The sequence below is a fragment of the Brevundimonas sp. genome, assembly GCF_032017145.1.
GTDB lineage: Bacteria > Pseudomonadota > Alphaproteobacteria > Caulobacterales > Caulobacteraceae > Brevundimonas.
Genome location: NZ_DALZQC010000010.1, coordinates 14,149 through 35,899, shown reverse-complemented (window position 1 = coordinate 35,899; position 21,751 = coordinate 14,149). Strand labels below are relative to the sequence as shown.

18 protein-coding genes are annotated in these 21,751 nt (G+C 67.0%); 12 read left to right on the top strand and 6 right to left on the bottom strand.

What is annotated here, in order from left to right:
• Positions 1 to 77 precede the first annotated feature (77 nt).
• Entirely contained in the window at positions 78 to 1,274 is a 1,197-nt protein-coding gene (locus RTU05_RS03205; protein ID WP_312595632.1) for a phosphoglycerate kinase, read from the bottom strand.
• Between the two features lie 165 nt (positions 1,275 to 1,439).
• Positions 1,440 to 2,447 carry a type I glyceraldehyde-3-phosphate dehydrogenase gene (gap, locus tag RTU05_RS03200; protein WP_312595629.1) on the bottom strand — a complete coding sequence of 336 codons (1,008 nt, stop codon included), beginning with the start codon at positions 2,445 to 2,447 and terminating at the stop codon, positions 1,440 to 1,442.
• 257 nt (positions 2,448 to 2,704) lie between these two features.
• Between gap and RTU05_RS03195 the strand changes: the two genes are divergently transcribed.
• The 11 genes from RTU05_RS03195 to RTU05_RS03145 all read left to right on the top strand — a co-directional run bounded on the left by RTU05_RS03195 (position 2,705) and on the right by RTU05_RS03145 (position 13,515).
• Complete coding sequence (locus RTU05_RS03195; protein WP_312595627.1) at positions 2,705 to 2,857, top strand: hypothetical protein; 153 nt, start codon at positions 2,705 to 2,707, stop codon at positions 2,855 to 2,857.
• Positions 2,858 to 2,947: 90 nt separating this feature from the next.
• Positions 2,948 to 4,699: a dihydroxy-acid dehydratase gene (locus tag RTU05_RS03190; protein ID WP_312595625.1), complete on the top strand. Its 1,752-nt coding sequence runs from the start codon at positions 2,948 to 2,950 to the stop codon at positions 4,697 to 4,699.
• A 4-nt stretch (positions 4,700 to 4,703) separates the two neighbouring features.
• Entirely contained in the window at positions 4,704 to 5,717 is a 1,014-nt protein-coding gene (gene ilvC / locus RTU05_RS03185; protein WP_312595623.1) for a ketol-acid reductoisomerase, read from the top strand.
• 15 nt (positions 5,718 to 5,732) lie between these two features.
• On the top strand, positions 5,733 to 7,460 hold the full coding sequence (ilvG, locus tag RTU05_RS03180; protein WP_312595621.1) for an acetolactate synthase 2 catalytic subunit: 1,728 nt from the start codon (positions 5,733 to 5,735) through the stop codon (positions 7,458 to 7,460).
• Complete coding sequence (locus tag RTU05_RS03175) at positions 7,460 to 7,711, top strand: ACT domain-containing protein (RefSeq protein WP_312595619.1); 252 nt, start codon at positions 7,460 to 7,462, stop codon at positions 7,709 to 7,711. Before ilvG ends, RTU05_RS03175 begins: the two co-directional genes overlap by 1 nt.
• A 60-nt stretch (positions 7,712 to 7,771) precedes the next feature.
• Positions 7,772 to 7,939 (top strand): hypothetical protein, encoded by a 168-nt coding sequence (locus RTU05_RS03170; RefSeq protein WP_312595617.1) that lies wholly within the window; start codon positions 7,772 to 7,774, stop codon positions 7,937 to 7,939.
• The gene (gene leuC, locus RTU05_RS03165; protein WP_409411589.1) at positions 7,932 to 9,338 is read left to right on the top strand and encodes a 3-isopropylmalate dehydratase large subunit; all 1,407 of its coding nucleotides are present in this window, start codon (positions 7,932 to 7,934) and stop codon (positions 9,336 to 9,338) included. Before RTU05_RS03170 ends, leuC begins: the two co-directional genes overlap by 8 nt.
• Positions 9,339 to 9,487: 149 nt before the next feature.
• Complete coding sequence (gene leuD / locus RTU05_RS03160) at positions 9,488 to 10,075, top strand: 3-isopropylmalate dehydratase small subunit (protein WP_312595615.1); 588 nt, start codon at positions 9,488 to 9,490, stop codon at positions 10,073 to 10,075.
• Positions 10,072 to 11,178, top strand: a complete 1,107-nt coding sequence (gene leuB / locus RTU05_RS03155; protein ID WP_312595613.1) for a 3-isopropylmalate dehydrogenase — start codon at positions 10,072 to 10,074, stop codon at positions 11,176 to 11,178. Before leuD ends, leuB begins: the two co-directional genes overlap by 4 nt.
• Positions 11,179 to 11,397: 219 nt before the next feature.
• Complete coding sequence (locus tag RTU05_RS03150) at positions 11,398 to 12,741, top strand: ammonium transporter (protein WP_312595611.1); 1,344 nt, start codon at positions 11,398 to 11,400, stop codon at positions 12,739 to 12,741.
• A gap of 78 nt (positions 12,742 to 12,819) precedes the next feature.
• Positions 12,820 to 13,515, top strand: a complete 696-nt coding sequence (locus RTU05_RS03145; RefSeq protein ID WP_312595609.1) for a TorF family putative porin — start codon at positions 12,820 to 12,822, stop codon at positions 13,513 to 13,515.
• A gap of 60 nt (positions 13,516 to 13,575) precedes the next feature.
• Here the strand turns inward: RTU05_RS03145 and RTU05_RS03140 are convergent, their stop codons facing one another.
• The 4 genes from RTU05_RS03140 to RTU05_RS03125 form a co-directional block, all read right to left on the bottom strand.
• Positions 13,576 to 15,948 (bottom strand): glucan 1,4-alpha-glucosidase, encoded by a 2,373-nt coding sequence (locus tag RTU05_RS03140; protein ID WP_312595607.1) that lies wholly within the window; start codon positions 15,946 to 15,948, stop codon positions 13,576 to 13,578.
• A gap of 8 nt (positions 15,949 to 15,956) precedes the next feature.
• On the bottom strand, positions 15,957 to 16,898 hold the full coding sequence (locus tag RTU05_RS03135) for an alpha/beta hydrolase-fold protein (RefSeq protein ID WP_312595605.1): 942 nt from the start codon (positions 16,896 to 16,898) through the stop codon (positions 15,957 to 15,959).
• Complete coding sequence (locus RTU05_RS03130; RefSeq protein WP_312595603.1) at positions 16,895 to 18,400, bottom strand: MFS transporter; 1,506 nt, start codon at positions 18,398 to 18,400, stop codon at positions 16,895 to 16,897. The genes RTU05_RS03135 and RTU05_RS03130 overlap by 4 nt, the downstream gene beginning before the upstream one ends.
• Positions 18,401 to 18,554: 154 nt before the next feature.
• On the bottom strand, positions 18,555 to 20,618 hold the full coding sequence (locus RTU05_RS03125; RefSeq protein ID WP_312595601.1) for a glycoside hydrolase family 97 protein: 2,064 nt from the start codon (positions 20,616 to 20,618) through the stop codon (positions 18,555 to 18,557).
• Positions 20,619 to 20,721: 103 nt separating this feature from the next.
• Here RTU05_RS03125 and RTU05_RS03120 point away from each other — a divergent pair, with 103 nt between their 5' ends.
• Entirely contained in the window at positions 20,722 to 21,747 is a 1,026-nt protein-coding gene (locus RTU05_RS03120; RefSeq protein WP_312595600.1) for a LacI family DNA-binding transcriptional regulator, read from the top strand.
• The last annotated feature ends 4 nt before the right edge of the window (positions 21,748 to 21,751 follow it).

The window sequence follows — 21,751 nt, the reverse complement described above, 5'->3', positions numbered from 1 at the left end:
CACGCCGTGTTACAGGGGCTGGGCGGGCATTTCGCAAGGAAGCGATGCAGACGTGATCCGCCTGCATCGCTGATCCATCAGGCGCGCAGCGCCTCGACGCCGGGCAGGGGCTTGCCCTCCATCCACTCCAGGAAGGCGCCGCCCGCCGTGGAGACGAAGGTCAGGTCCGCCGCCACGCCGGCATGGCCGACAGCCGCGACGGTGTCGCCGCCGCCCGCCACCGCGATCAGGGCGCCGGCCTTGGTGCGTTCGGCGACATGCCTGGCGGCGGCGACCGTGGCGGCGTCGAAGGGCGGAACCTCGAACACGCCCAGCGGACCGTTCCAGATCAGGGTCTTGGAGGCGTCGACGGCGGCGTTCAGACGGGCGACGGTATCGGGACCGGCGTCCAGAATCTTGTCGTCGGCGGTCAGGGTTTCACCGGTCTTGACCGTGCGGGCCTCCGCGCCGGGCTTGACCTCGGTCGCCACGACGACATCGACGGGCAACAGGATGTCGCAGCCCTTGGCCTGGGCTTCCGCCAGGATTTCGCGCGCGGTGTCGGCCATGTCCTTTTCGGCCAGAGAGCCGCCGATATCGATCCCTTGAGCATAGAGGAAGGTGTTGGCCATGCCGCCGCCGATGGCCAGCGTGTCCAGCTTGCCGACCAGGTTCTTCAACAGGTCCAGCTTGGTCGAGACCTTGGAGCCGCCGACGATGCCGACGACCGGCTTCTGCGGATTGCCGAGCGCGGCGTCGAGCGCATCGAGTTCGCGACGCATGGATTCGCCGGCGTAGGCGGGAATGTGATGCGCGACGCCTTCGGTCGAGGCGTGGGCGCGGTGCGCGGCCGAGAAGGCGTCGTTGACATAGAGGTCGCCGAGGTCGGCCAGCTTCTGGGCGAAGACCGGATCATTGGCCTCTTCCGCCGCATGGAAGCGGACGTTCTCCAGCAGGACCACGCCGCCGGCGTCCAGATCGCGGATGGCTTCGACAGCGGGGCCGCCGATGCAGTCGTCGGCGAAGCGGACGGGCGCGCCGAGCAGTTCTTCCAGCGGCTGGACGACCGGCTTCAGGCTCATCGACGGAACGCGCTGGCCCTTGGGGCGGTCGAAGTGGGCCAGCAGCGCGACCTTGGCGCCCGCTTCGCGCAGACGCTGGATCGTCGGCAGGGCGACCCGCAGCCGGGTGTCGTCCGTGACCTTGCCGCCCTCCATCGGCACGTTGAAGTCCACGCGGACCAGAGCCGTCTTGCCGGCAAGATCCTTAGCGTCGTCGAGAGTGCGGAAGGTCATGATCGTTTCCCTGTCTCCTCCCTGTCGCGAAGCGATGGGGAGGTGGCGCGGCGCGCTTGCGCCGTGACGGAGGGGCGTTGGCCCCGAGTTCGGTGCGGCGGAAAGAGCCCCTCCACCACTTCGTGGTCCCCCTCCCCACGGTGTGGGGAGGAGACTTTCGCAGTCTTACAGGAACTTCGCCATCTGCAGCGCCGTGTCGCTCATGCGCGTCGCGAAGCCCCATTCGTTGTCGTACCAGCTCAGAACGCGGGCCAGCTTGCCGTCGACGACCTGGGTCTGGGGCAGGGCGGCGGTGGAGGAGGCGGCGATGTGGTTCAGGTCGTGCGAGACCAGCGGGTCGGTGGTCGTGAACAGGACGCCGTTCATCGGGCCGTCGGCGGCGGCCTGAAGCGCCGCGTTGATCTCCTCGACCGTGACCTCGCGACCGGCGACGACCTTGAGGTCCACGACCGAGACGTTCGGGGTCGGGACGCGGATCGACGAGCCGTCCAGCTTGCCCTTCAGTTCCGGCAGGACCAGGCCCAGGGCCTTTGCGGCGCCGGTCGAGGTCGGGATCATCGACAGGGCGGCGGCGCGGGCGCGGTACAGGTCCTTGTGCATCGTATCCAGCGTCGGCTGGTCGCCGGTGTAGGAGTGGATGGTGGTCATATAGCCGCGCTCGATGCCGAACAGGTCGTTCAGCACCTTGGCGACGGGGGCCAGGGCGTTGGTGGTGCACGAGCCGTTCGACACTACGATGTCGTCGGCGGTCAGGGTCTCGTGATTGACCTTATAGACGATGGTCTTGTCGGCGCCGTCGGCGGGGGCCGAGACCAGGACGCGCTTGGCGCCGGCCTTCAGGTGGGCGCTGGCCTTGTCCTTGGAGGTGAAAATGCCGGTGCATTCGAAGGCGATGTCCACCTTCAGCTCCGCATGCGGCAGGTTGGCCGGATCACGCTCGGCCGTCACCTTGATCTTGCCCGTGCCGACGTCGATCCAGTCCTCGCCCGACGTCACCGTGCCGGGGAAGCGGCCGTGAACCGAATCGTAGCGGAACAGGTGGGCGTTGGTCTCGACCGGCCCCAGATCGTTGATCGCCACCACTTCGATGTCCTTGCGGCCATGCTCGACAATCGAGCGAAGGACGAGACGGCCGATGCGGCCGAAGCCGTTGATGGCGACGCGGACGGTCATGATGGAAGGCTCCTCTGAACGGATAGGGGTGACGCTTATATAGGTGGGCGTCTCAATGGAGCGGTCGGGCGCGGCTTGCAACCCTGAGCCTGTAACATGATGTGATGAACGGTTACGCTTTAGGGGTACGTTGTCTGGCGTTGCGGCAAGAAACACCCCTTGAGAGGCGCTGCGACGCCTATTGAGCAAAATTTTTGCGACAGGGCTTGTGCCTGTCCCGGCGGTATGGTTTCTTGGCGTCAGACAGGGAGCCGCCCGTGGCCACGATGATGCGCGACATGATGAAGGGAAGCACCGCCAAGGCGGTCGCGACCGTTCGCGCGCCGTTCGGCCTGGAAAGCCCCGTATTCCTCATTACCCTCGTACTTCTCGGCCTGCTTACGCAAGCGGCGTGGATGCACGCGACCTGACCTAAACGCACTCAGGATCGCCTCGCACCACCCCGCATCCGAAAGGAAGCGGGGTTTTTAGTGCGCGGCGGTTCGAAACGAACCGGACCGATGACGCAAGATTCTACCTCTCAGCCCAAGAAGCCCAACGCGCGCAGCGCGGCGGTGACGGCCGGCGCGAACCGGGCCGCCGCCCGCTCGTATCTGCGGGCCGCCGGCATGCAGGACGCCGATTTCGACAAGCCGATGATCGGCATCGTCAACACCTGGTCGACGGTCACGCCCTGCAACATGCACTTGGACCGTCTGGCGAAGGACGTGCGCGCGGGCATCGTGGCGGCGGGCGGCTATCCGGTCGATTTCAACACCATCGTCGTCACCGACGGCATTTCGATGGGGACGGCGGGGATGAAGGCTTCCCTGATCAGCCGCGAGGTCGTCGCCGACTCGATCGAACTGGCCATCGAGGGCCACCAGCTGGACGGCGTGGTCTGCATCGTCGGCTGCGACAAGACGATCCCGGCGGCGGCCATGGCCCTGGCGCGGATGGATATCCCCGGCCTGGTCTATTACGGCGGCACCATCATGCCGGGCGTCTTGCCCGCTCCTGGGGGGACCAAGGAGGTCTCGGTTCAAGAGGTGTTCGAGGCCATCGGCGCCCATTCGGCCGGCGCGCTGGACGATGCGGGTCTGAAGGCGGTCGAGAGTGCGGTCTGCCCCGGCGCCGGCGCCTGCGGTGGTCAGTTCACGGCCAACACCATGGCCATGGCTCTGTCGGTCATGGGCATCAGCCCCATGGGCGCCAATGACGTGCCCGCCGTCGATCCCAACAAGGGGGCCGAGGGCGAACGCTGCGGTCGCCTGATCGTCGAGCGCGTCTTCGCGGGCGACACGGCCCGCAAATACATCACCAGGGCCAGCCTGAAGAACGCCGCCGTGGCCGTCTCGGCCTCGGGCGGATCCACCAATGCGGTGATGCACCTGACGGCCATCGCGGCGGAAGCCGGCGTCGATTTCGGGGTGGAGGACTGCCATCAGGCCTGCGTCGAGGCGCCGGTCATCTGCGACCTGAAGCCCGGCGGTCGTTTCCTGGCCTCCCACCTGTTCGCCGCCGGCGGCACGCGTTTGGTCACCCAGCGGATGGCCGAGGCCGGCAAGATCGTGAACACCCCGACAGTCAGCGGCCGCAGCCTGTTCGCCGAGGCGGCCGAGGCCGAGGAGACCCCGGGCCAGGTGGTGGTCACATCCTTCGAGGCGCCGGTGATGGAGCGCGGCAGCTTCGCGGTCATCTATGGCGATGTCGCTCCCGAAGGCGCGGTCATCAAACTGACGGGCCACAAGGTCGACACGTTCGAAGGCCCGGCCTGTGTCTTCGACTCGGAGGAAGACGCCTTCCACGCGGTTCAGGACGGAACGGTGGGCGAAGGCGACGTCATCATCATCCGCTACGAGGGGCCCAAGGGCGGTCCCGGCATGCGCGAGATGCTGCAGGTCACCGCCGCCCTGAAAGGCCGCAAGATCGACAACGTCGCCCTGCTGACCGACGGCCGTTTCTCGGGCGCCAGCTACGGCTTCGTCGCCGGACACGTCTCGCCGGAAGCCGCCGTCGGCGGCCCGATCGCCCTCATTCGCGATGGTGACCGCATCACCATCGACGTCACCAACCGCCGGATCGACGTCAACGTCGACCTGGCGACGCGCCGGGCGGGCTTTACGCCCCACGTAGTCCGCCCGGCGCGAGGCGTCTTCGCCAAATACCGCGCCTCGGTGGCCTCGGCCGCTCAGGGCGCCGTCACCATCCCCAACCCGCCGCCGGCTCAAGTTCCGGCATCCCATAAGACCAACGCTGCTCAGGACGCCTGATCCCATGGCCATCACCATCTACACCAACGAAGACATCAAGCCGGGCGCCATCGCCGGTCAGCGCATCGCCATCATCGGCTATGGATCGCAAGGCCGTGCTCACGCCCAGAATCTGCGCGACAGCGGCCATGACGTAGTCGCCGGCGTCCGCCACGGCGGCACGGGCTGGAAACACGCCACCGAGGACGGCATCCCGACCGCCGAGCCGGCCGAGGCCGTCAAGGGCGCCGACATCATCGCCATCCTGACGCCGGACATGGTTCAGGGCGAAGTCTATCGCGACATCGTCGAGCCGAACGCCAAGCAGGGCTCGGCCCTGCTGTTCGCCCACGGCTTCTCGATCATCTACGAGCGCGTCAAGCCGCGCGAGGACATGGACGTCATCCTGGTCGCGCCCAAGGGGCCGGGCGATCTGGTCCGCCGCGAGTTCCAGCGCGGGCGCGGCGTGCCCAGCCTGTTCGCCATCGAGAAGGACGCCACCGGCAAGGCGCGCGACCGGGCCATGGGTTACGCCAAGGGCAATGGCGGCGCGACCGGCGGTCTGCTGGAAACCACCTTCCGCGAGGAGACCGAGACCGATCTGTTCGGCGAACAGGCCGTTCTGTGCGGCGGCGCCAAGGAACTGGTCATCCAGGGCTTCAACACCCTGGTCGAGGCCGGCTACCAGCCCGAGATCGCCTATTTCGAATGCCTGCACGAGCTGAAGCTGATCGTGGACCTGTTCTACGAAGGGGGCATCTCCAAGATGCACCACTTCATCTCGGAAACGGCCAAGTACGGCGCTGTCGCCAGCGGCCCGCGCGTCGTCACCGAAGAGACCAAGGCCCGCATGAAGACCATTCTGGACGAGATCCAGGACGGCACCTTCGCGCGCAACTGGATCGCCGAGAACGAGGCCGGCAAGCCGCAGTACGAAGCCTGGCTGAAGCAGGACCGCGAAAGCCAGATCGAGCAGGTCGGCGCGCGTCTGCGTGAACGTATGGCCTGGCTGAATACGCCCAAGTCCGAAGCGGCCTGATCCAAACAAGACCGGATGACCCAGATGACCGCCGTCGCCTTGAAACCCTCTGCCGAGGTCGCCCAGTCGGGCGCCCGCCTGCTGGTCTCCACCCTGGAGCAGCTGGGGGTAAAGGTGGTGTTCGGTTATCCGGGCGGGGCGATCATGCCCATCTATGACGCCCTGGCCGGTTCGACGCTGCGGCACTATCTGTGCCGCCACGAACAGGGCGCCGCCTTCGCCGCTGATTCCTACGCCCGGGTCAGCGGCAAGGTCGGGGTCTGCATGGCGACCTCGGGGCCGGGGGCGACCAATCTGGTCACCGGCATCGCCAACGCCATGCTGGATTCCGTGCCGATGGTCTGCATCACCGGCAATGTCGCCCAGGGCGTCATGGGCACGGACTCGTTCCAGGAAGTCGACATCCTGGGCGTGACCCTGCCGTTGGTGAAACACTCCTATCTGGTGCGTCAGGCTGCTGACATTCCGGCCATCATTCAGGAAGCCTTCCATATCGCGCGTTCGGGCCGTCCGGGGCCGGTCCTGATCGACCTGCCCAAGGATGTTCAGTTCGAGCTGACCAGCGAGCCGCGCGGCCTGCATCTGCCGAACGAGATCGCTGTCGCCGAACCTTCGGTCATCGCCGAGGCCGAGGCGGCGATCCGGGCTGCGCGCCGCCCGGTTCTGTACGTCGGCGGCGGGGCCAAGATTTCGGGCGCCATTGACGCCGTTCGTGCGTTCGCGGCAGCCACCGGGATTCCGCAGGTCTCGACCCTGAATGCGTTGGGTACGATCCCGACGGGTCAGGACAACTATCTGGGCATGCTGGGCATGCACGGCACGCCCGCCGCCAACGAGGCGGTTCAGGAATCGGATCTGCTGATCGTCGTCGGCGCCCGGTTCGACGACCGCGCCACCGGCAAGTTGGTTGAGTTCGCACCCAAGGCGGGCGTCATCCATTTCGACATCGATCCATCCGAGATCGGCAAGCTGCGTCCTGTCGCGGTCGGCGTCGTCGGCGATCTGAAGCCCAATCTGGAAGCGCTGAACCGGCGTCTGGCCGACGGCCCGGCTATCGATGTTTCGGCCTGGGCCGACCAATGGCGCGCGCGTTCGGCCGAAACAGAAGTTCGCTATGACGCGCCGGGCGACAAGGTCTATGCCCCCGCCCTGCTGAACGAACTGTCGCGTCTGGCTGGGCCCGGCTTCATCGCCGCCTGCGATGTCGGTCAGCATCAGATGTGGGTCGCGCAACACTGCGAGTTTTCGCGGCCCGAGGCGCACATCACCTCGGGCGGTCTGGGTTCGATGGGCTTTGGCCTGCCTGCGGGCATCGGCGCCAAACTGGCCGAGCCGGATGCTGTGGTCGTCGCCATCAGCGGCGACGGCGGCATCATGATGAACATTCAGGAACTGGCGACGGTCAACCGCTTCGGCATTCCGTTGAAGATTCTGCTGCTGGACAACTCGCGTCTGGGCATGGTGCGCCAGTGGCAGGAGTTCTTCTTCGAGCGGAACTTCTCCGAGGTCGACCTGTCCGACAACCCCGACTTCGTGAAGGTCGCCGAAGCCTTCGGCATCGAGGCCTTCCGCATCGAGCGCCGCGACCAGGTCACGGCCGGGCTGGAGCGCCTGCTGAAGACCGAAGGGCCGATTCTGGCCCACGTCATTATCGACCCCGCCGAAAACGTCTGGCCGCTGGTGCCGCCGGGCAAGAACAACGCGCAGATGATGCACGCTGCGACCCCTGAAGGAGAACTGTGATGACCGACACCATCCACATCCAGATCGACCGGGCCGACGGCTCGCTTCAGCGTCTGATCGGTCTGGTGGAGCGCCGGGGCTTCCACATCGACGGCATCAGCATGGCCGATGAGGGCGCGTTCCGCCGCATCGCTCTGACGCTGCGCGGCCGTGACGCCGCCCGTTGCATGGATAATCTGGGCCGCCAGATTGATCGTCTGTTCGGTGCGCGCCGCATCTCCAACGACATGATCCAGTCCGAGGCCGCCTGATCGCGGCCTCGCGGCGCTCCCTGATCGAGCGCCAACCAAGACGTAAGAAGGAAGACGTGCATGCAGCCCCTGGCTGAGAACATCTGGGTCGACGGCGCGCTGACGCCGTGGGCCGACGCCAAGATCCATGTGGCGAACCATGCGCCACACCATGGCGCTTCGGTGTTCGAAGGCTGGCTGGAGCCGATGGACGCGCCCGCAGAGAAACGGACGCCTGCATATGCCTAAGACCCTGTTCGACAAGGTCTGGGACGCCCATGTCGTGCGGTCGGAAACGGCCGAGACGCCGGGGGTGCTGTATATCGACCTGCATCTGGTTCACGAAGTCACCAGCCCCCAGGCGTTCAGCGAGATCGAGGCCCGCGGCTTGAAGGTCCGCCGTCCCGACCGCACCTATGCGACCCTGGACCATTCGACCCCGACCCTGCCTGCGGGTCTGAACGGCCTGAAGCCCTATGTCACGGCCCAGGCCGAGGCGCAGGTTCATACGCTGGAGCGCAACTGCGCCGCCCACGGCGTGCCTTTGGCGGGATGGGATTCGGATGATCGCGGCGTGGTTCACGTCATGGGGCCGGAACTGGGCCTGACCCAGCCGGGCATGACGGTGGTGTGCGGCGACAGCCACACGGCGACGCATGGCGCGTTCGGCGCTCTGGCCTTCGGCATCGGCACTTCGGAAGTCGGCCATGTGCTGGCGACCCAGTGCCTGTTGCAGCGCAAGGCCAAGTCCATGCGCGTCACTGTGAACGGCCAACTGCAGCCGGGCGTGTCGGGCAAGGATGTGGCCCTGGCCGTAATCGCCGCCATCGGCTTCGGCGGCGGCACCGGCTATGTCATCGAATATGCGGGCGAGGCGGTGCGGTCGCTGGACATGGAAGGGCGGATGACCCTGTGCAACATGTCCATCGAGGCGGGGGCGCGCGCCGGCATGATCGCGCCGGACCAGACGACCATTGATTGGCTGCGCGGTCGCAAGCACGTCCCCGCCGACTATGAAGCAGCGACGGCCGAATGGCTGAAACTGGCGACGGATGCAGGCGCGGTCTTCGATAAGGAAGTGACCATCGACGGCGGCGCCATCCGACCCATGGCGACCTGGGGCACGACGCCGGATGCAGGCGCGCCCATCGGTTCGCCGGTGCCGCAGCCTCGGTCGGACTCGGACCGCAAGGCCATCGCCTACATGGGCTTCACGGCGGGCGAGGCGACGACCAGCCAGCCGGTGGATGTGGTCTTCATCGGCTCCTGCACCAACGGCCGTCTGCCCGATCTGCGCGCCGCCGCCGATGTGCTGCGGGGCCGAAAGGTGAAGCCGGGGCTGCGGATGTTGGTGGTGCCGGGGTCCGAGGCCGTGCGTCGCGACGCCGAGGCGGAAGGTCTGCACGAGGTCTTCATCGCGGCCGGGGCCGAATGGCGCATTCCCGGCTGTTCGATGTGCATCGCAATGAACGGCGATGTGGTCGCGCCGGGACAGTTGGCGGTCTCGACCTCGAACCGCAATTTCGAAGGGCGTCAGGGCAAGGATGCGCGCACCATTCTGGCCAGCCCGGCGACGGCGGCGGCGACGGCGGTGGCGGGCGTGCTGACCGACCCGCGCGTCTATCTGAACGAGGCGGAGCATGTCTGACGCTGCATCCTTCCGCTCATCCCCGCGGAAGCGGGGACCCAGTGCTTTCGCCAAGCGCCGCGCGCTGGATAGACGCCAAGGCTGGACGGGTGGCGCCCGTCGCCCACAGAACTGGGTCCCCGCTTCCGCGGGGATGAGCGGAGATGATTATGTCTGAGCCCTTCAAGGTCCTGACGTCGAAGACGGTCACGCTCAGCCAGGCCAATATCGACACGGATCAGATCATCCCGGCGCGTTTCCTGACCACCACCACCCGCGAAGGGCTGGGCAAGGCCGCCTTCTATGACTGGCGATACGAAGACGACGGCTCGGAAAAGCCCGAGGCCATCCTGAACCGGATCGACCCGGCGGAGCACCGGATCCTGCTGGCCGGCAAGAACTTCGCCTGCGGTTCGTCGCGCGAACATGCGCCCTGGGCCCTGCTGGATTATGGGTTCCGGGCCGTGATCTCGACCGAGATCGCTGACATTTTTACATCTAACGCGTTGAAAAACGGCCTCTTGCCCATCGTCGTCAGCCAGGCCGTTTGGGACGATCTGGCGTCGCAGCCGGACCAGCCGGTCACGATCGACCTCCAGGCCAATCAGATCCAGCGCGGCAATGCCGAACCCGTGCCGTTCGGGGTCGAATCCTTCGCTCGTCAGTGCCTGCTGGACGGGGTGGACACCCTGGGTTGGCTGCAATCAAACCTGCCAGAGATCGAAGCGTTCGAGCGTTCGAGAGAGACCATCAGATGACCAACGCCGCCCCCAAGACCTACAATATCGTCGTCCTGCCCGGCGACGGCGTCGGACCCGAGGTGGCGGGCGCCGCCCGTCAGGTGCTGTCGGTCATCGCCGACTTCTACGGCCACCACTTCGCCTTCACCGAACATCTGATCGGGGGTGCGGCCATCGACGCCACGGGCGAGGCTCTGCCCGACGTCACCAGCGCCGCCTGTATCGCGGCCGACGCGGTTCTGCTGGGCGCGGTCGGCGGACCCAGGTGGGACGGCGGCAAGGTGCGGCCCGAACAGGGGTTGCTGGCCATTCGCAAGGCCATGGGCCTGTTCGCCAATCTGCGCCCGCTGCAGGTTTCGCCGGTGATGGCGCACCGCTCGCCGCTGAAGAGGGAGATCGTCGAGGGCGTCGATCTGATCGTCTTCCGCGAACTGACCGGCGGCGTTTATTTCGGCAGGAAGACCCGCGACGATAAGGGCGCCACCGACCTGTGCGAATATACGGTGGTGGAGATCGAGCGCGTCGCCCGCGCCGCCTTCCAGACCGCGCGCCAGCGTCGCGGCAAGGTGACGTCGGTCGACAAGGCCAATGTCATGGAGACCAGCCGCCTGTGGCGCGAGGTCGTGACCCGTATCCATGCCGAGGAGTATCCAGAGATCACCCTGGAGCACGCCCTGGTCGATTCCATGGCCATGCACCTGATCAGGAAGCCGCGCGACTATGACGTCATCCTGACCGAGAACATGTTCGGCGACATCCTGTCGGACGAGATTTCGGTGCTGGGCGGCTCCATCGGCCTGCTGCCGTCCGCCTCCCTGGGAACCCAGGGGCCGGGTCTGTTCGAGCCGATCCATGGTTCGGCGCCCGACATCGCCGGTCAGGACCTGGCCAATCCGGTAGGGGCCATACTGTCGGCGGCCCTGCTGCTGCGACACAGCCTGAAGATGGAGGACGAGGCGGATTCCATCGAGGCCGCCGTCGCCGCCGTCCTGGCCGCGGGCGCCGTGACCGCCGATCTGGGCGGCGAACTGGGCACGCGGGCGGCCACCGAGGCCGTCATCGACGCCATCCGCGCCATCCATTGGGCGGCCGCGCACCGGGTGCAGATGCACTGGGCCTGAAGGTCGGCCGACAGCGGCTGAAAAACGTTCCTTTAAGCTTGGCCTTTCCGGCAATCTGAAATCTCGTTTTCGGCTCAGGATCGAATGATCTTGCGCCTTGAACGTTTTGTGACTCGACCGTTGCAAGAATGTTGCGCTGATCGCGCGCTTGCCTCTTGCGCGTCTCGCAATTGCGGTAAAACCTTCGCAACTGCGAGATTGCATAGGGGGTACTATTTCATGTCGCAGATTGGAAACCGACTTATCGGGGCCGCGGGCCTCGTCCTTCCCACACTCTGTCTTATCGGGGCCGGCGCCGCTCAGGCGCAGACCGGAGCGCCCGCCCTTCTGGGCCATCAGGCGCCGCTGGTGCTGGACAGCGCCGGGGCCTCATGGCTCGGCACCTCCACCGCTCTTGTTCTGCTGATGACCCTCCCCGGTCTGGCGCTGTTCTATGGCGGCATGGTGCGCAAGAAGAACGTGATCGCTACCATCACCCAGTCCGTCGGCGTCTTCGCCGTGGTGTCGCTGGTCTGGTTCATCGCCGGCTACAGCCTGGCGTTCGGCAAGAACGGAAGCGCTGGCCTTCAGCCCTTCATCGGCAGCCTGGACATGCTGTTCCTGAACGGCGTGTCGCTTCAGACCGCCAACGCCCTGCTGCCGGGAATCCCCGAGTTCCTGTTCATCTCCTTCCAGATGACCTTCGCCATCATCACCCCGGCCCTGGTCACCGGCGCCTTCGCCGAGCGGATGAAATATTCGGCGCTTCTGCTGTTCACCGCCCTGTGGTCGCTTCTGGTCTATGCGCCTATCTGCCACTGGGTCTGGGGCGGGGGCTTCCTGGGCTCGGCCGGCGTGCTGGACTTCGCCGGCGGCGCGGTGGTTCACGTCAACTCGGGCGTCGCGGGTCTGGTCTGCGCCATCGTCCTGGGCCGTCGCAAGGGTTATGGCGTCGAGCCGATCCTGGCGCACAACCCGGTCCTGACCATGATCGGCGCCAGCCTGCTGCTGGTCGGCTGGATCGGCTTCAACGCCGGCTCGGCGGGCGCGGCCAACGACCTGATGGGCGTGGCGCTGCTGAACACCCTGCTGGCCGCCGCCGCCGCCGCCCTGACCTGGAAGATCGTCGAATATATCGAGAAGAAGAAGGTCTCGCTGATCGGCATGTTGTCGGGCGTGGTCGCGGGCCTGGTCGCCATCACTCCGGCAGCCGGCTTCGTCGATCCCAAGGGGGCGGTCATCATTGGTCTGATCGCCGGTCCGGCCTGCTACGCCTCGTCGGTGTGGGTCAAGAAGCTGCTGCGTTACGACGACAGCCTGGACGCCTTCGGCATCCACGGCGCCGGCGGTCTGATCGGCGCCCTGTTGACCGGCGTCTTCGCCACCACCGCGATCAACAGCCTGTCGGAAGGCGCCAATGTCGGCGCCCAGGCCCTGGGTTTGCTGTGGACCATCGTCTACAGCGCCGTCGGCACCCTGGTCATCCTGATGATCTGCAAGTTCACCACGGGTCTGCGAGTCAGCGAGGCGGAAGAGGCGGCCGGCCTGGACACCTCGCTGCACGGCGAAGCGCTGGAACACTGATCCGGCGACCGGGCGCGGCTCCATCCCCGCGCCCGGCCATCGCCGCCGGTTCGTAAATCAAAACAAGGGGATAAAACTATGAGCAAGAACCTGTTTCGTGCGGCCGCCGCCGCGACCCTGGCCACGGCCCTGATCGGCCTGTCCAGTCCTGCCTCGGCCCAGAGCGACGTCAAGGTCGCCTGGAACGTGGGCGTCGTCAGCGACTACATCTTCCGCGGCTTCAGCCAGACGGGCGAGGATCCGGCCATCCAGGGCGGGGTCGATCTGACCTCAGGCAGCTTCTACGCCGGCGCCTGGGCCTCCAACGTCGATTTCGGCGACGACACCGATGCGGAGATCGACGTCTATGGCGGTTATCGCACCGAGGCGGCGGGCTTCGCCTGGGACTTCGGCGTGGTCGGCTACCTCTATGCGGGCGAGCCCAAGGGCGCGGACTATAACTATGCCGAGTTCAAGGCCGCCGCCTCGCGCGCCGTGGGTCCGGCCACCCTCGGCGCCGCCGTCTATTATTCGCCGGACTTCTACGGCGTGGACAAGGAGGCGACTTATGCCGAGATCAACGGCGCCTTCGCCCCGGCGCCGAAATGGACCGTCTCGGGCGCCGTCGGCCATCAGTGGCTGAACGTCAGCAACGACTACACCACCTGGAACCTGGGCGTCGGCTACGCCCTGACTGACAATCTGGGGCTGGACGTGCGTTACTACGACACCAACATCAAAGGCGTTCCGGCCGCCGACGACCGCATCGTGGGCGGCCTGAAACTGACCTTCTGATCCAACCGAAAACACAAGTGGAAAGGCCCCGAAGATCGCTCTCCGGGGCCTTTTTTTCGTTCAGCGGGCGTAGCGGTCGTGGACGGGATCGTAGCTGTCCCAGACCTTGCCGTCGGCCAGCGACCGCAGCAGCTTCAGATATTCCGCATGGGTCCAGGCCAGGGGGGTGGCCGAGTCGGTGTTCTGACCCAGGGCGTAGTCGCGGGCCGTGGGGTTGCCGACCCCGTCCCAGACCTGTTCGGCCAGCATCAGGCCGTCGTTGGCGAACCGCTCCATGCCGCGCACATAGGTCTGGCGGATGGCGGCGATGTCGGCGGCCGATGGCGCGCCGTTCACGCTGACGCGGGCCAGTTCATAGTGACCGCGTTCGCCGGTGAAGAAGGGCCAGACCCGCCCGCGCTGACCGGGGCTCATCTCGCCGCCGACGCCGTAGTTGGCGCCGGTGACATGATCCTCGCCATAGCCGTCCACGCCGTAACGGCGCCAGCCCGGCGTCTTGTCGCCTTCGGGGCCGAAGTCGAAGCGGACGCGGTACAGGTCTTCCAGCCCCTGATCGTCATAGACGGGCAGGGTGGCGACGATGTGCGGATCGTCGGCCTTGCGCACGCCGTAGCGGACCAACTCCAGGAAGCCGCCGTCCACCACCTTGTCCTCCGGCGGAGCGACCTGGCCGTTGGCGGCGCCGATCGGGGCCTTGTCGTTGGGGTTCTCGTTCTGGGTGATGCGGATGAAGTAGCGGCCGTCGCCGAAGTCGCCGTTGGTGGTGAACATCCGCTCTTCGATCTTGGACGCATAGCTGTCGGCCGTGGCCTGATAGCGGGTCGCCCCGGCCGCGTCGCCAGAGGCGCGGGCCATCTCGGCGGCGACGGTCAGGCCCGCAACCACGGCGGCGGTCGATGACGGCGAATAGCCCTGCTGCTCCTCCCAGCGTTCCTGCTGGGTGAAGGGCGGCTTGATCTCGGCGTCGTTCCACAGCAGGCCGACCTTGCCGCCGTCGACCAGGAAGTCGGCCGCCGGCTTCAGCATGGACCGATAGTGTTCGGTCATCTGGGCGTCGGACAGCCAGCCCATCTTCCACAGACGATAGCCCAGCATGATCGGCATGGCCGTCTGGTCCAACTGGACCGCGACCCATTCCAGTTCGCCGTCCACATGGGTCTTTTGCAGGAACCAGCCGCCGACGCCGGTGTTGCCCGGCGTGTTTGCACCCACCTGGACTTGAGGCAGATAGTTGAAGGCCGCCAGCGGCGTCTCCTTGTCGCCCAGGGCCGCCAGAGCCATCGCCACCTGATAGAAGTCGCGCGGCCAGACGGCCTTGTAGCCGGTCGAGGACTTCGAGGCGTCCACCGTGTCCCCCCACGGGTTGGACAGGCTGGCGATCAGGGCGCCGGCGTGGGTGCGATCCTCCTGCACCTTCAGCATCAGGGCCGAGGCGTAGGCCAGCTTGCCGCCGTCGGTCGCCTGCTCGGCGATGCGCGGCAGTTCGGTCAGGGAGGCGATGTAGTCCTCCCAGCCCACGCGCTCGCCCTCGCCGTTGAAGCGGGCCAGAACCTCGTCCAGGCCGGTGGCGAATGATCCGTCCGCCGCCGCGCGCGCCTCGGCCTCGCTGGCGCCGAAGCCGATGACGAAGTCGCGCGTGATCTGGGTGCTTTCGCGCATCCGGGGCAGGGCGCCGGTCATCATGGTGTTGCCGGCCTGATCGCCGGTCGAGGCGTAGGTCCAGTCCAGCTTGCCATCCTTCAGGTCCGTCAGACCATCGGAGGTTCCGACGAAGCCGACGCTGGCCTTTTCGAACGCCTGGCTGGGCTTCAGGACCAGATGGGTGTCGCCTTCCCAGGCGTGGAAGCCGTCGCGCGTGACCTGGCCCCGGTCGTCGATCCCGGTGTTGGCGATGTGCGGCTCCAGCATCAGATAGGGCGTCACCTCGCCCTTCAGCGCCGTGATCGTGACGCGCAGCACCAGGGCGTTGCGGTCCGGGTCGCTGAAGATCTGTTTCTCGATCTGGAAGCGGCCGTTCTTGTCGCGGGTGGTGATGCGATAGGCGGGCGACAGCGGGCGGCCCTGCGCGTCCACATGCAGATATTCGGTGCGGCTGGTGGTGTCCGGCCCTTCGACGACCAGGCCGTCATGGGTGACGCCGGCGAAGCGCAGCGCCTTGATCTGGGCCTCGTGGATCAGGCCGTACATGGTTTCGGTCAGGACGCCGTCGGCGATGGAATACCAGACCTTGGACACCGCCCCGGTCGGGCCGCCGTCGCGATACTGGCCGTCGACATAGGCTTCGTAGGACGAACCGGCGCCGGTCTTGGCCGCGCTGGACCAGACGGGCGGCGCGCCGGGCGCGCCGGGGGCGACGCCCGACTGGGCGGTCGCTGCGGAAGCGAAAGCCAGGCCGGCGGCGCCGGCGAGGCAGAAGGTACGGAAGTGACGCATTGTAGTCCTCACGGGTTGCGCGTGGGGGCGGGGGAAAGAAGGAAGGTCAGGGGCGCGTCCAGACGCTGGTTCCACGACGCCTCGGTATGCTGGGCGCCGGGAAAGACCAGGCTCTGGACATCGCCGGGGCCATAGCCGCGACGACGGAACGTCTGGTCCACCTGGGTCTGGAAGACGGCGTAGAATTGATCCAGCGTCTCGTCGCCCCGGTCGAAATAGAAGCGGTGCGCGCCCGGCGCCGGCAGGCCGCGTTCGATCACGCCGGTCCAGGCGGCGACCAGCCGCTCGCGCCAGGCGTCCAGCGCGCCGCCCGCCTCCAGCCCCTCGACCTTCAGCGGCCAGTGGGGCGACAGACAGGCGGCGGCGGAAAAGACGTCGGGACGCTTCATCACCGCCGCCATCGAGATCAGCCCGCCCATGCTGGACCCGGCGATCATCGTGTCCTGCGGCCCGGTCAGGGTGCGATAGGCGCCGTCGACGAACGGCTTCAGTTCCTCGACCAGGAACCGCAGATAGCCGTCGGACAGCGACGGCCCGCCATAGATGGCCTGAACCTCGTCGCGCATGTCGGCGGGAAGCGCGGCGATCAGGTCGGCGGGGACATATTCCCTCAGGCGCAGGTCGGTGTTCCAGACGCCGACGACGATGGGGGCGCGCACCTGGCCGCCCGCGATCAGCCGCGTCAGATGCTCGTCCACGCCCCATTCGCCGAAGTTGGCCGTAGCCGCGTCGAACAGGTTCTGGCCGTCGTGCATATAGAGGACGGGATGACGGGCGTCGGACGCCTCATAGCCCGGGGGCAGCCAGATCGAGACGTTGCGCGGCTTCACATGGGCCGAAGTCATGCCTTCGTGGACGATCAGACGGCCGCTCGCGAGGGCGCCCTCCGCCTGGGCCGCGCCCGCGAAGGGCAGGGCGGCCATCAGGGTCAGCAGGCTGCGCCGGTTCATGCCCGGTGCTCCTTGATCAGCAGGGCGCTGCCCGCCGCCAGCACGAAGGAGGCCGCGCCCAGCACCAGGGCCCAGATCGCCTGGCCGTCGAACAGGGCCTTCAGGATCAGGCCCAGCACCGTGGCGGCCAGCAGTTGCGGCGCCACGATGAAGATGTTGAACACCCCCATATAGACGCCCATCTTCCGGTCCGGCACCGCCGCCGACAGGATGGCGTAGGGCATGGAGACGATGGACGCCCAGGCGAAGCCGACGCCGATCATCGGCAGCCACAGCAGGCCCGGCTCGCGAATGGCGAAGACGCCGAACAGGCCAGCCGCGCCCAGCAGCAGCATCAGCGCATGGGTCGCCTTTCGCCCGATCCGCTTTGCGAGGACGGGCAGGGTGAAGGCCGCCAGGGCCGCCACGCCGTTATAGACGCCGAACAGCACCCCCACCCAGTCCGCGCCGGCCGCATAGGCGGCCGAAGTGGTGTCTGTCGCGCCGTAATGGACGCGGGTCACGGCGGCGGTGGTGTAGATCCACATGGCGAACAGGGCGAACCAGCTGAAGAACTGAACCACGGCCAGGCCGCGCATGGTCTTGGGCATACGGAAGATGTCGTTCAGGATTTCGGTCGCGGCGTTGACCATGCCCCGGCGCTGCATCATGCCGACGGCGATCATCAGAAGGCCGAATCCGGCGATGAAGCCGCCCAGGATCAGCAGTTCCTTCTCAAGCCCCAGCGCCGCGATCAGGCCCAGCGCCAGAACGCCCAGCACCAGGCAGATCAGACCCGATCCCAGCCAGCCGCGCACCGACCGGGCCGGCGCCTCGGGCGCGTCGTCGGCGACCAGGGTGCGGGCGCGTTCGAAGGCGGCGATCTGTTCGGGGCTGTATTCCCTGGTCGACAGCACGGTCCACAGCACCGCCGAAAACAGGCCGGCGGCGCCGACATAGAAGGCGATCTTGACCGACAGGGGCACAACGCCCGCCTCGGCCGTCGAGGCGACATGGAAGACGTTGGACAACAGCCACGGCAGGGTAGAGGCGAAGACCGCGCCCGCGCCGATGAAGAAGCTCTGCATTGCATAGCCTGCGGTGCGCTGTTCCTCTGGCAGGTTGTCGCCGACGAAGGCGCGGAACGGCTCCATGGTGATGTTGATCGAGGCGTCCATGATCCACAGCATGGCCGCCGCGAACCACAGGCCGGGGCTGTTGGGCATGGCGATCAGGGCCAGGGTCGTGGCGATGGCCCCGATCAGGAAGTAAGGCCGCCGTCGCCCGAACCGGGTCCAGGTCCGGTCGCTGAAATGGCCGATGATCGGCTGGACCAGCAGACCCGTCAGCGGCGCGGCGATCCACAGGATGGCCAGCGTATCGACCTCGGCACCCAGGGTCTGGAAGATGCGGCTGGTGTTGGCGTTCTGCAGGCCGAAGCCGATCTGGATGCCGAAGAATCCAACGCACATGTTCCAGATCGCCAGACCGGACAGGCGCGGACGGTGGGTGAGCAGGGTCATGGGCGGATGCCCCTGATCGCAATCACCATCTCCGTCATCCTCGGGCTTGACCCGAGGATCGGACAATCAACGACTGGTGCGAACGGGCGACGCAACGCTCGATCGGCGCCCGGTCCTCGGGTCAAGCCCGAGGATGACGGATGGGGCGAAGCGCTCATCTCCGACGACGCCCCACCGGCACGAACCGGATCGCTTGGCCGCCGCCGGGGGCCAGGGCCAGCGTCAGGACGTCGCCGGACGTCACCTCGCGCTGCTCGATCACGATGTCCTCGCGTTTGCCCTTGTAGTCGGCCTCCGGGCCGTCGCGGTAGATTTCGGCGCGATAGCGGCGGCCCGCGTCCAGGAAGTCCAGCGGGGCGCTCAGCACGCGCGGATGTTCGTCGGTGACGGCGCCCAGGGCCCAGACGTCGGACGCCCGGTCCTTTCTGGCGATCACGACATAGTCGCCCATTTCAGCGGCCAGCACGCGGGTCTCTGCCCAGTCGCAAGGCACGTCCTTGATGAACTGGAACGGGCCGGGATTGGCCTCGTAGTTGACCAGGAGGTCCGCCGCCATCTGGATCGGGCTGTAGATGACGACATAGAGCGCCAGCTGTTTCGCCCAGGTCGTCTGCACCCCGCCGGGGCTGCGCGTCTCCATGCCGAAGATGCCGGGCGTATAGTCCATCGGCCCGGCCAGCAGGCGGGTGAAGACCAGGTTCGGCTCATGTTCGGGCGGATTGCCGGGGTTGCCCCAGGCCGAATATTCCATGCCCCGCTGGCCCTCGCGGCTGATCATATTGGGATAGGTGCGGCGCAGGCCGGTATCCTTGAACGGCTCGTGGGCGTTGACGGCGACCTTGTGCCGGGCGCCCGCCTCGATCACCCGCATATGGTGCTGGGCCATCGGCTGGCTCTCGTGCCAGGCCATGACCATCCGGCCATCGGGCCCAGCGACGCGCGCCCCGCCCGCATCGGCGACATAGCCGGTCTTGACCGAATGGACGCCCAGCCGCTCGTACAGCGCCATCGCCGGTTCAAGCTGCTGCTCGTAATGGAAGGCGTTGCCCCCGGTCTCGTGGTGGCCGATCAGCTGCACACCCTTGGACCGGGCATGGGCGCAGACCGCCTCGATATCGAAATCGGGATAGGCCTCGGTGAAGCTGAAGTCCGAACCGTTGGCGAACCACTGGCCGTCCCAGCCCTTGTTCCAGCCTTCGACCAAGACGCCGCCCAGGCCGTGTTTGGCGGCGAAGTCGATGTGTTTGATCGTATTTTCGGTGGTGGCGCCGTGCTTGGGACCGGCGTTCCAGGTCTTCAGCTCCAGGTGCATCTCCCACCAGACGCCGACGTATTTCATCGGCTTGAACCATGACACGTCGCCCAGCTTGTTGGGTTCGTTCAGGTTCAGGATCAGGCTGGATTCAATCAGCCCCGCCCCATTGTCGGCGATCTGCAGCGTGCGCCACGGGGTGTTGAACGGCGCCTGGCGCACCACCGCCGCATTGGTCAGGCCGGGCGTCAGCTGGGCGCGGAAGTTCGTGCCTTCGGAGCGACGCAGGTTCATCCCCGCATAGTCGATGCAGGCCGCCTCGTGGATCGAGACGTGCAGGCCCGACTGGCCCTTGACCGTCATCGGCGTCTGGGCGCTGCCCACCGCGTCGATGGGGGTGCGGTCATAGAGGTATTCCTCGCGGTTCCACTCCCAGGCCGGGCACCAGAGCGCCTCGCCGTTTTCGGCCAGATTGAACTCGGTCAGTTCCGAGCCGATGCGGACAGTCTTCAGCGCGGGCTGATCCGGGAACTCGTAACGGAAGCCCAGGCCGTCGTCGTACAGGCGGAACACCACGTCCACGCGGCGTTGCAGGCCGCCGGTCTCGGCATAGGCGACACGCCATTCGTTGTAGTGGTTGCGGATGAAGCGGCGCTCGCCCCACGGCTGCTCCCAGGTATCGTCCACCGTGACCGGCTGACCTGCGGTGAGGGTCAGGCCGCGCTCGATGGCGGGGGCGTCGGTCAGCAGGAAGCCCAGTTTGGACGGCGCCACCACGACCCGGCCCTGGCGCAGGACAGAATACATCGGCCGGCCGTCGTTGTCGGTGAAGGCTTCCACCGTCAGCACGCCGCCGGGCGAGCTGGTGCGGGCGTGGGCGGGCGTGGTCTGGGCGCGAACGCCCGTGGCGCCGAACGCCAGGATCGACACGCCGCCAAGGGCCAGGAAGGATCTGCGCTGCATCATGGGAACTCCGTTACGCCGCCTCTTGCCAACCGCCGCGAACGGTGGCTGAAATATTTGCAGAAAATTTTGCAGCTTCACCATGCTGCCGTGAGGACCCGCGACCTTGAGCCGCAAGACCACCCGTCTGGAAGACATCGCCCGCCTGGCCGGCGTGTCCATCGCCACCGCCTCGCGCGCCCTGAACGACAGCCCCGCCGTCAACGACCGCACCAAACAGACGATCTGGAAGCTGGCCAAGGAGCACGACTATCCGTTTCGCCGCCACATGCCGGCCGGCCCCATCGGCGCCCAGGGCACCATCGCCCTGGTGGTGCCGCGTCCGCAGGGGCGCGAAGGGCGCCTCAGCGATCCCTTCTTCCTGGAGCTTCTGGCCGGGGTGGGCGAGGCGGCGCGCGAACGCGGCTGCGACCTGTTGATGAGCCATATCTCGCCCGCCAACTATGACGAGCTGTCCGCCGCCCTGAACACCAGCCGGGCGGACGGGGTGATCTTTCTGGGCCAGTCCAGCCTGCATTCGGCCTTCAACCGGCTGGTGGACGCCGACCATCGGTTCGTCGTCTGGGGCGCCGAACTGCCGGACCAGGACTATTGCTCCATCGGCTCGGACAATATCTCGGGCGGACGGCGCGCGACCCTGCATCTGGCGCGGCTGGGGCGAAAGCGCATCGTCTTCCTGGGCGACCTCGATCCGCCCGAGGCCATGCAGCGGCATCGCGGCTATCTGGACGCCCTGAACCAGAGCGGGCTGGAGGCCGAGGCCGAACGGATCGTGCCCGCCCATTTCGAGGTCGAATCGGCCGAGGCCGCCGTGGACGCCCTGATCCGACGCGGCGTCGCCTTCGACGGCGTGGTGGCGGCGTCCGACCAGATCGCGCTTGGGGCCGTGCGAGCGTTGCTGCACGCGGGCGTGGACGTGCCGGGCCAGGTCTCGGTCATCGGCTTCGACAATGTGCCGTTCAGCCGCTATTCGCGCCCGGCCCTCAGCACCATCGCCCAGGACACGATGAAGGCCGGTCGGCTGATGGTGTCCAAACTGTTGGATCACGGCGGCGCATCCGCTGGCATGGGCGTCGGCCGGTCCGAGCGCGTTCCGACCGAGTTGATCGTTCGCGAGACCTGCGGCGGCTGACCCC

What these genes read in the sequence shown, in the direction of transcription:
- RTU05_RS03205 (WP_312595632.1), bottom strand. Translation starts at nt 1,274, where the DNA reads ATGACCTTCCGCACTCTCGACGACGCTAAGGATCTTGCCGGCAAGACG.
- gap (WP_312595629.1), bottom strand. Translation starts at nt 2,447, where the DNA reads ATGACCGTCCGCGTCGCCATCAACGGCTTCGGCCGCATCGGCCGTCTC.
- RTU05_RS03190 (WP_312595625.1), top strand. Translation starts at nt 2,948, where the DNA reads ATGACGCAAGATTCTACCTCTCAGCCCAAGAAGCCCAACGCGCGCAGC.
- ilvC (WP_312595623.1), top strand. Translation starts at nt 4,704, where the DNA reads ATGGCCATCACCATCTACACCAACGAAGACATCAAGCCGGGCGCCATC.
- ilvG (WP_312595621.1), top strand. Translation starts at nt 5,733, where the DNA reads ATGACCCAGATGACCGCCGTCGCCTTGAAACCCTCTGCCGAGGTCGCC.
- RTU05_RS03175 (WP_312595619.1), top strand. Translation starts at nt 7,460, where the DNA reads ATGACCGACACCATCCACATCCAGATCGACCGGGCCGACGGCTCGCTT.
- RTU05_RS03170 (WP_312595617.1), top strand. Translation starts at nt 7,772, where the DNA reads ATGCAGCCCCTGGCTGAGAACATCTGGGTCGACGGCGCGCTGACGCCG.
- leuC (WP_409411589.1), top strand. Translation starts at nt 7,932, where the DNA reads ATGCCTAAGACCCTGTTCGACAAGGTCTGGGACGCCCATGTCGTGCGG.
- leuD (WP_312595615.1), top strand. Translation starts at nt 9,488, where the DNA reads ATGTCTGAGCCCTTCAAGGTCCTGACGTCGAAGACGGTCACGCTCAGC.
- leuB (WP_312595613.1), top strand. Translation starts at nt 10,072, where the DNA reads ATGACCAACGCCGCCCCCAAGACCTACAATATCGTCGTCCTGCCCGGC.
- RTU05_RS03150 (WP_312595611.1), top strand. Translation starts at nt 11,398, where the DNA reads ATGTCGCAGATTGGAAACCGACTTATCGGGGCCGCGGGCCTCGTCCTT.
- RTU05_RS03145 (WP_312595609.1), top strand. Translation starts at nt 12,820, where the DNA reads ATGAGCAAGAACCTGTTTCGTGCGGCCGCCGCCGCGACCCTGGCCACG.
- RTU05_RS03140 (WP_312595607.1), bottom strand. Translation starts at nt 15,948, where the DNA reads ATGCGTCACTTCCGTACCTTCTGCCTCGCCGGCGCCGCCGGCCTGGCT.
- RTU05_RS03135 (WP_312595605.1), bottom strand. Translation starts at nt 16,898, where the DNA reads ATGAACCGGCGCAGCCTGCTGACCCTGATGGCCGCCCTGCCCTTCGCG.
- RTU05_RS03130 (WP_312595603.1), bottom strand. Translation starts at nt 18,400, where the DNA reads ATGACCCTGCTCACCCACCGTCCGCGCCTGTCCGGTCTGGCGATCTGG.
- RTU05_RS03125 (WP_312595601.1), bottom strand. Translation starts at nt 20,618, where the DNA reads ATGATGCAGCGCAGATCCTTCCTGGCCCTTGGCGGCGTGTCGATCCTG.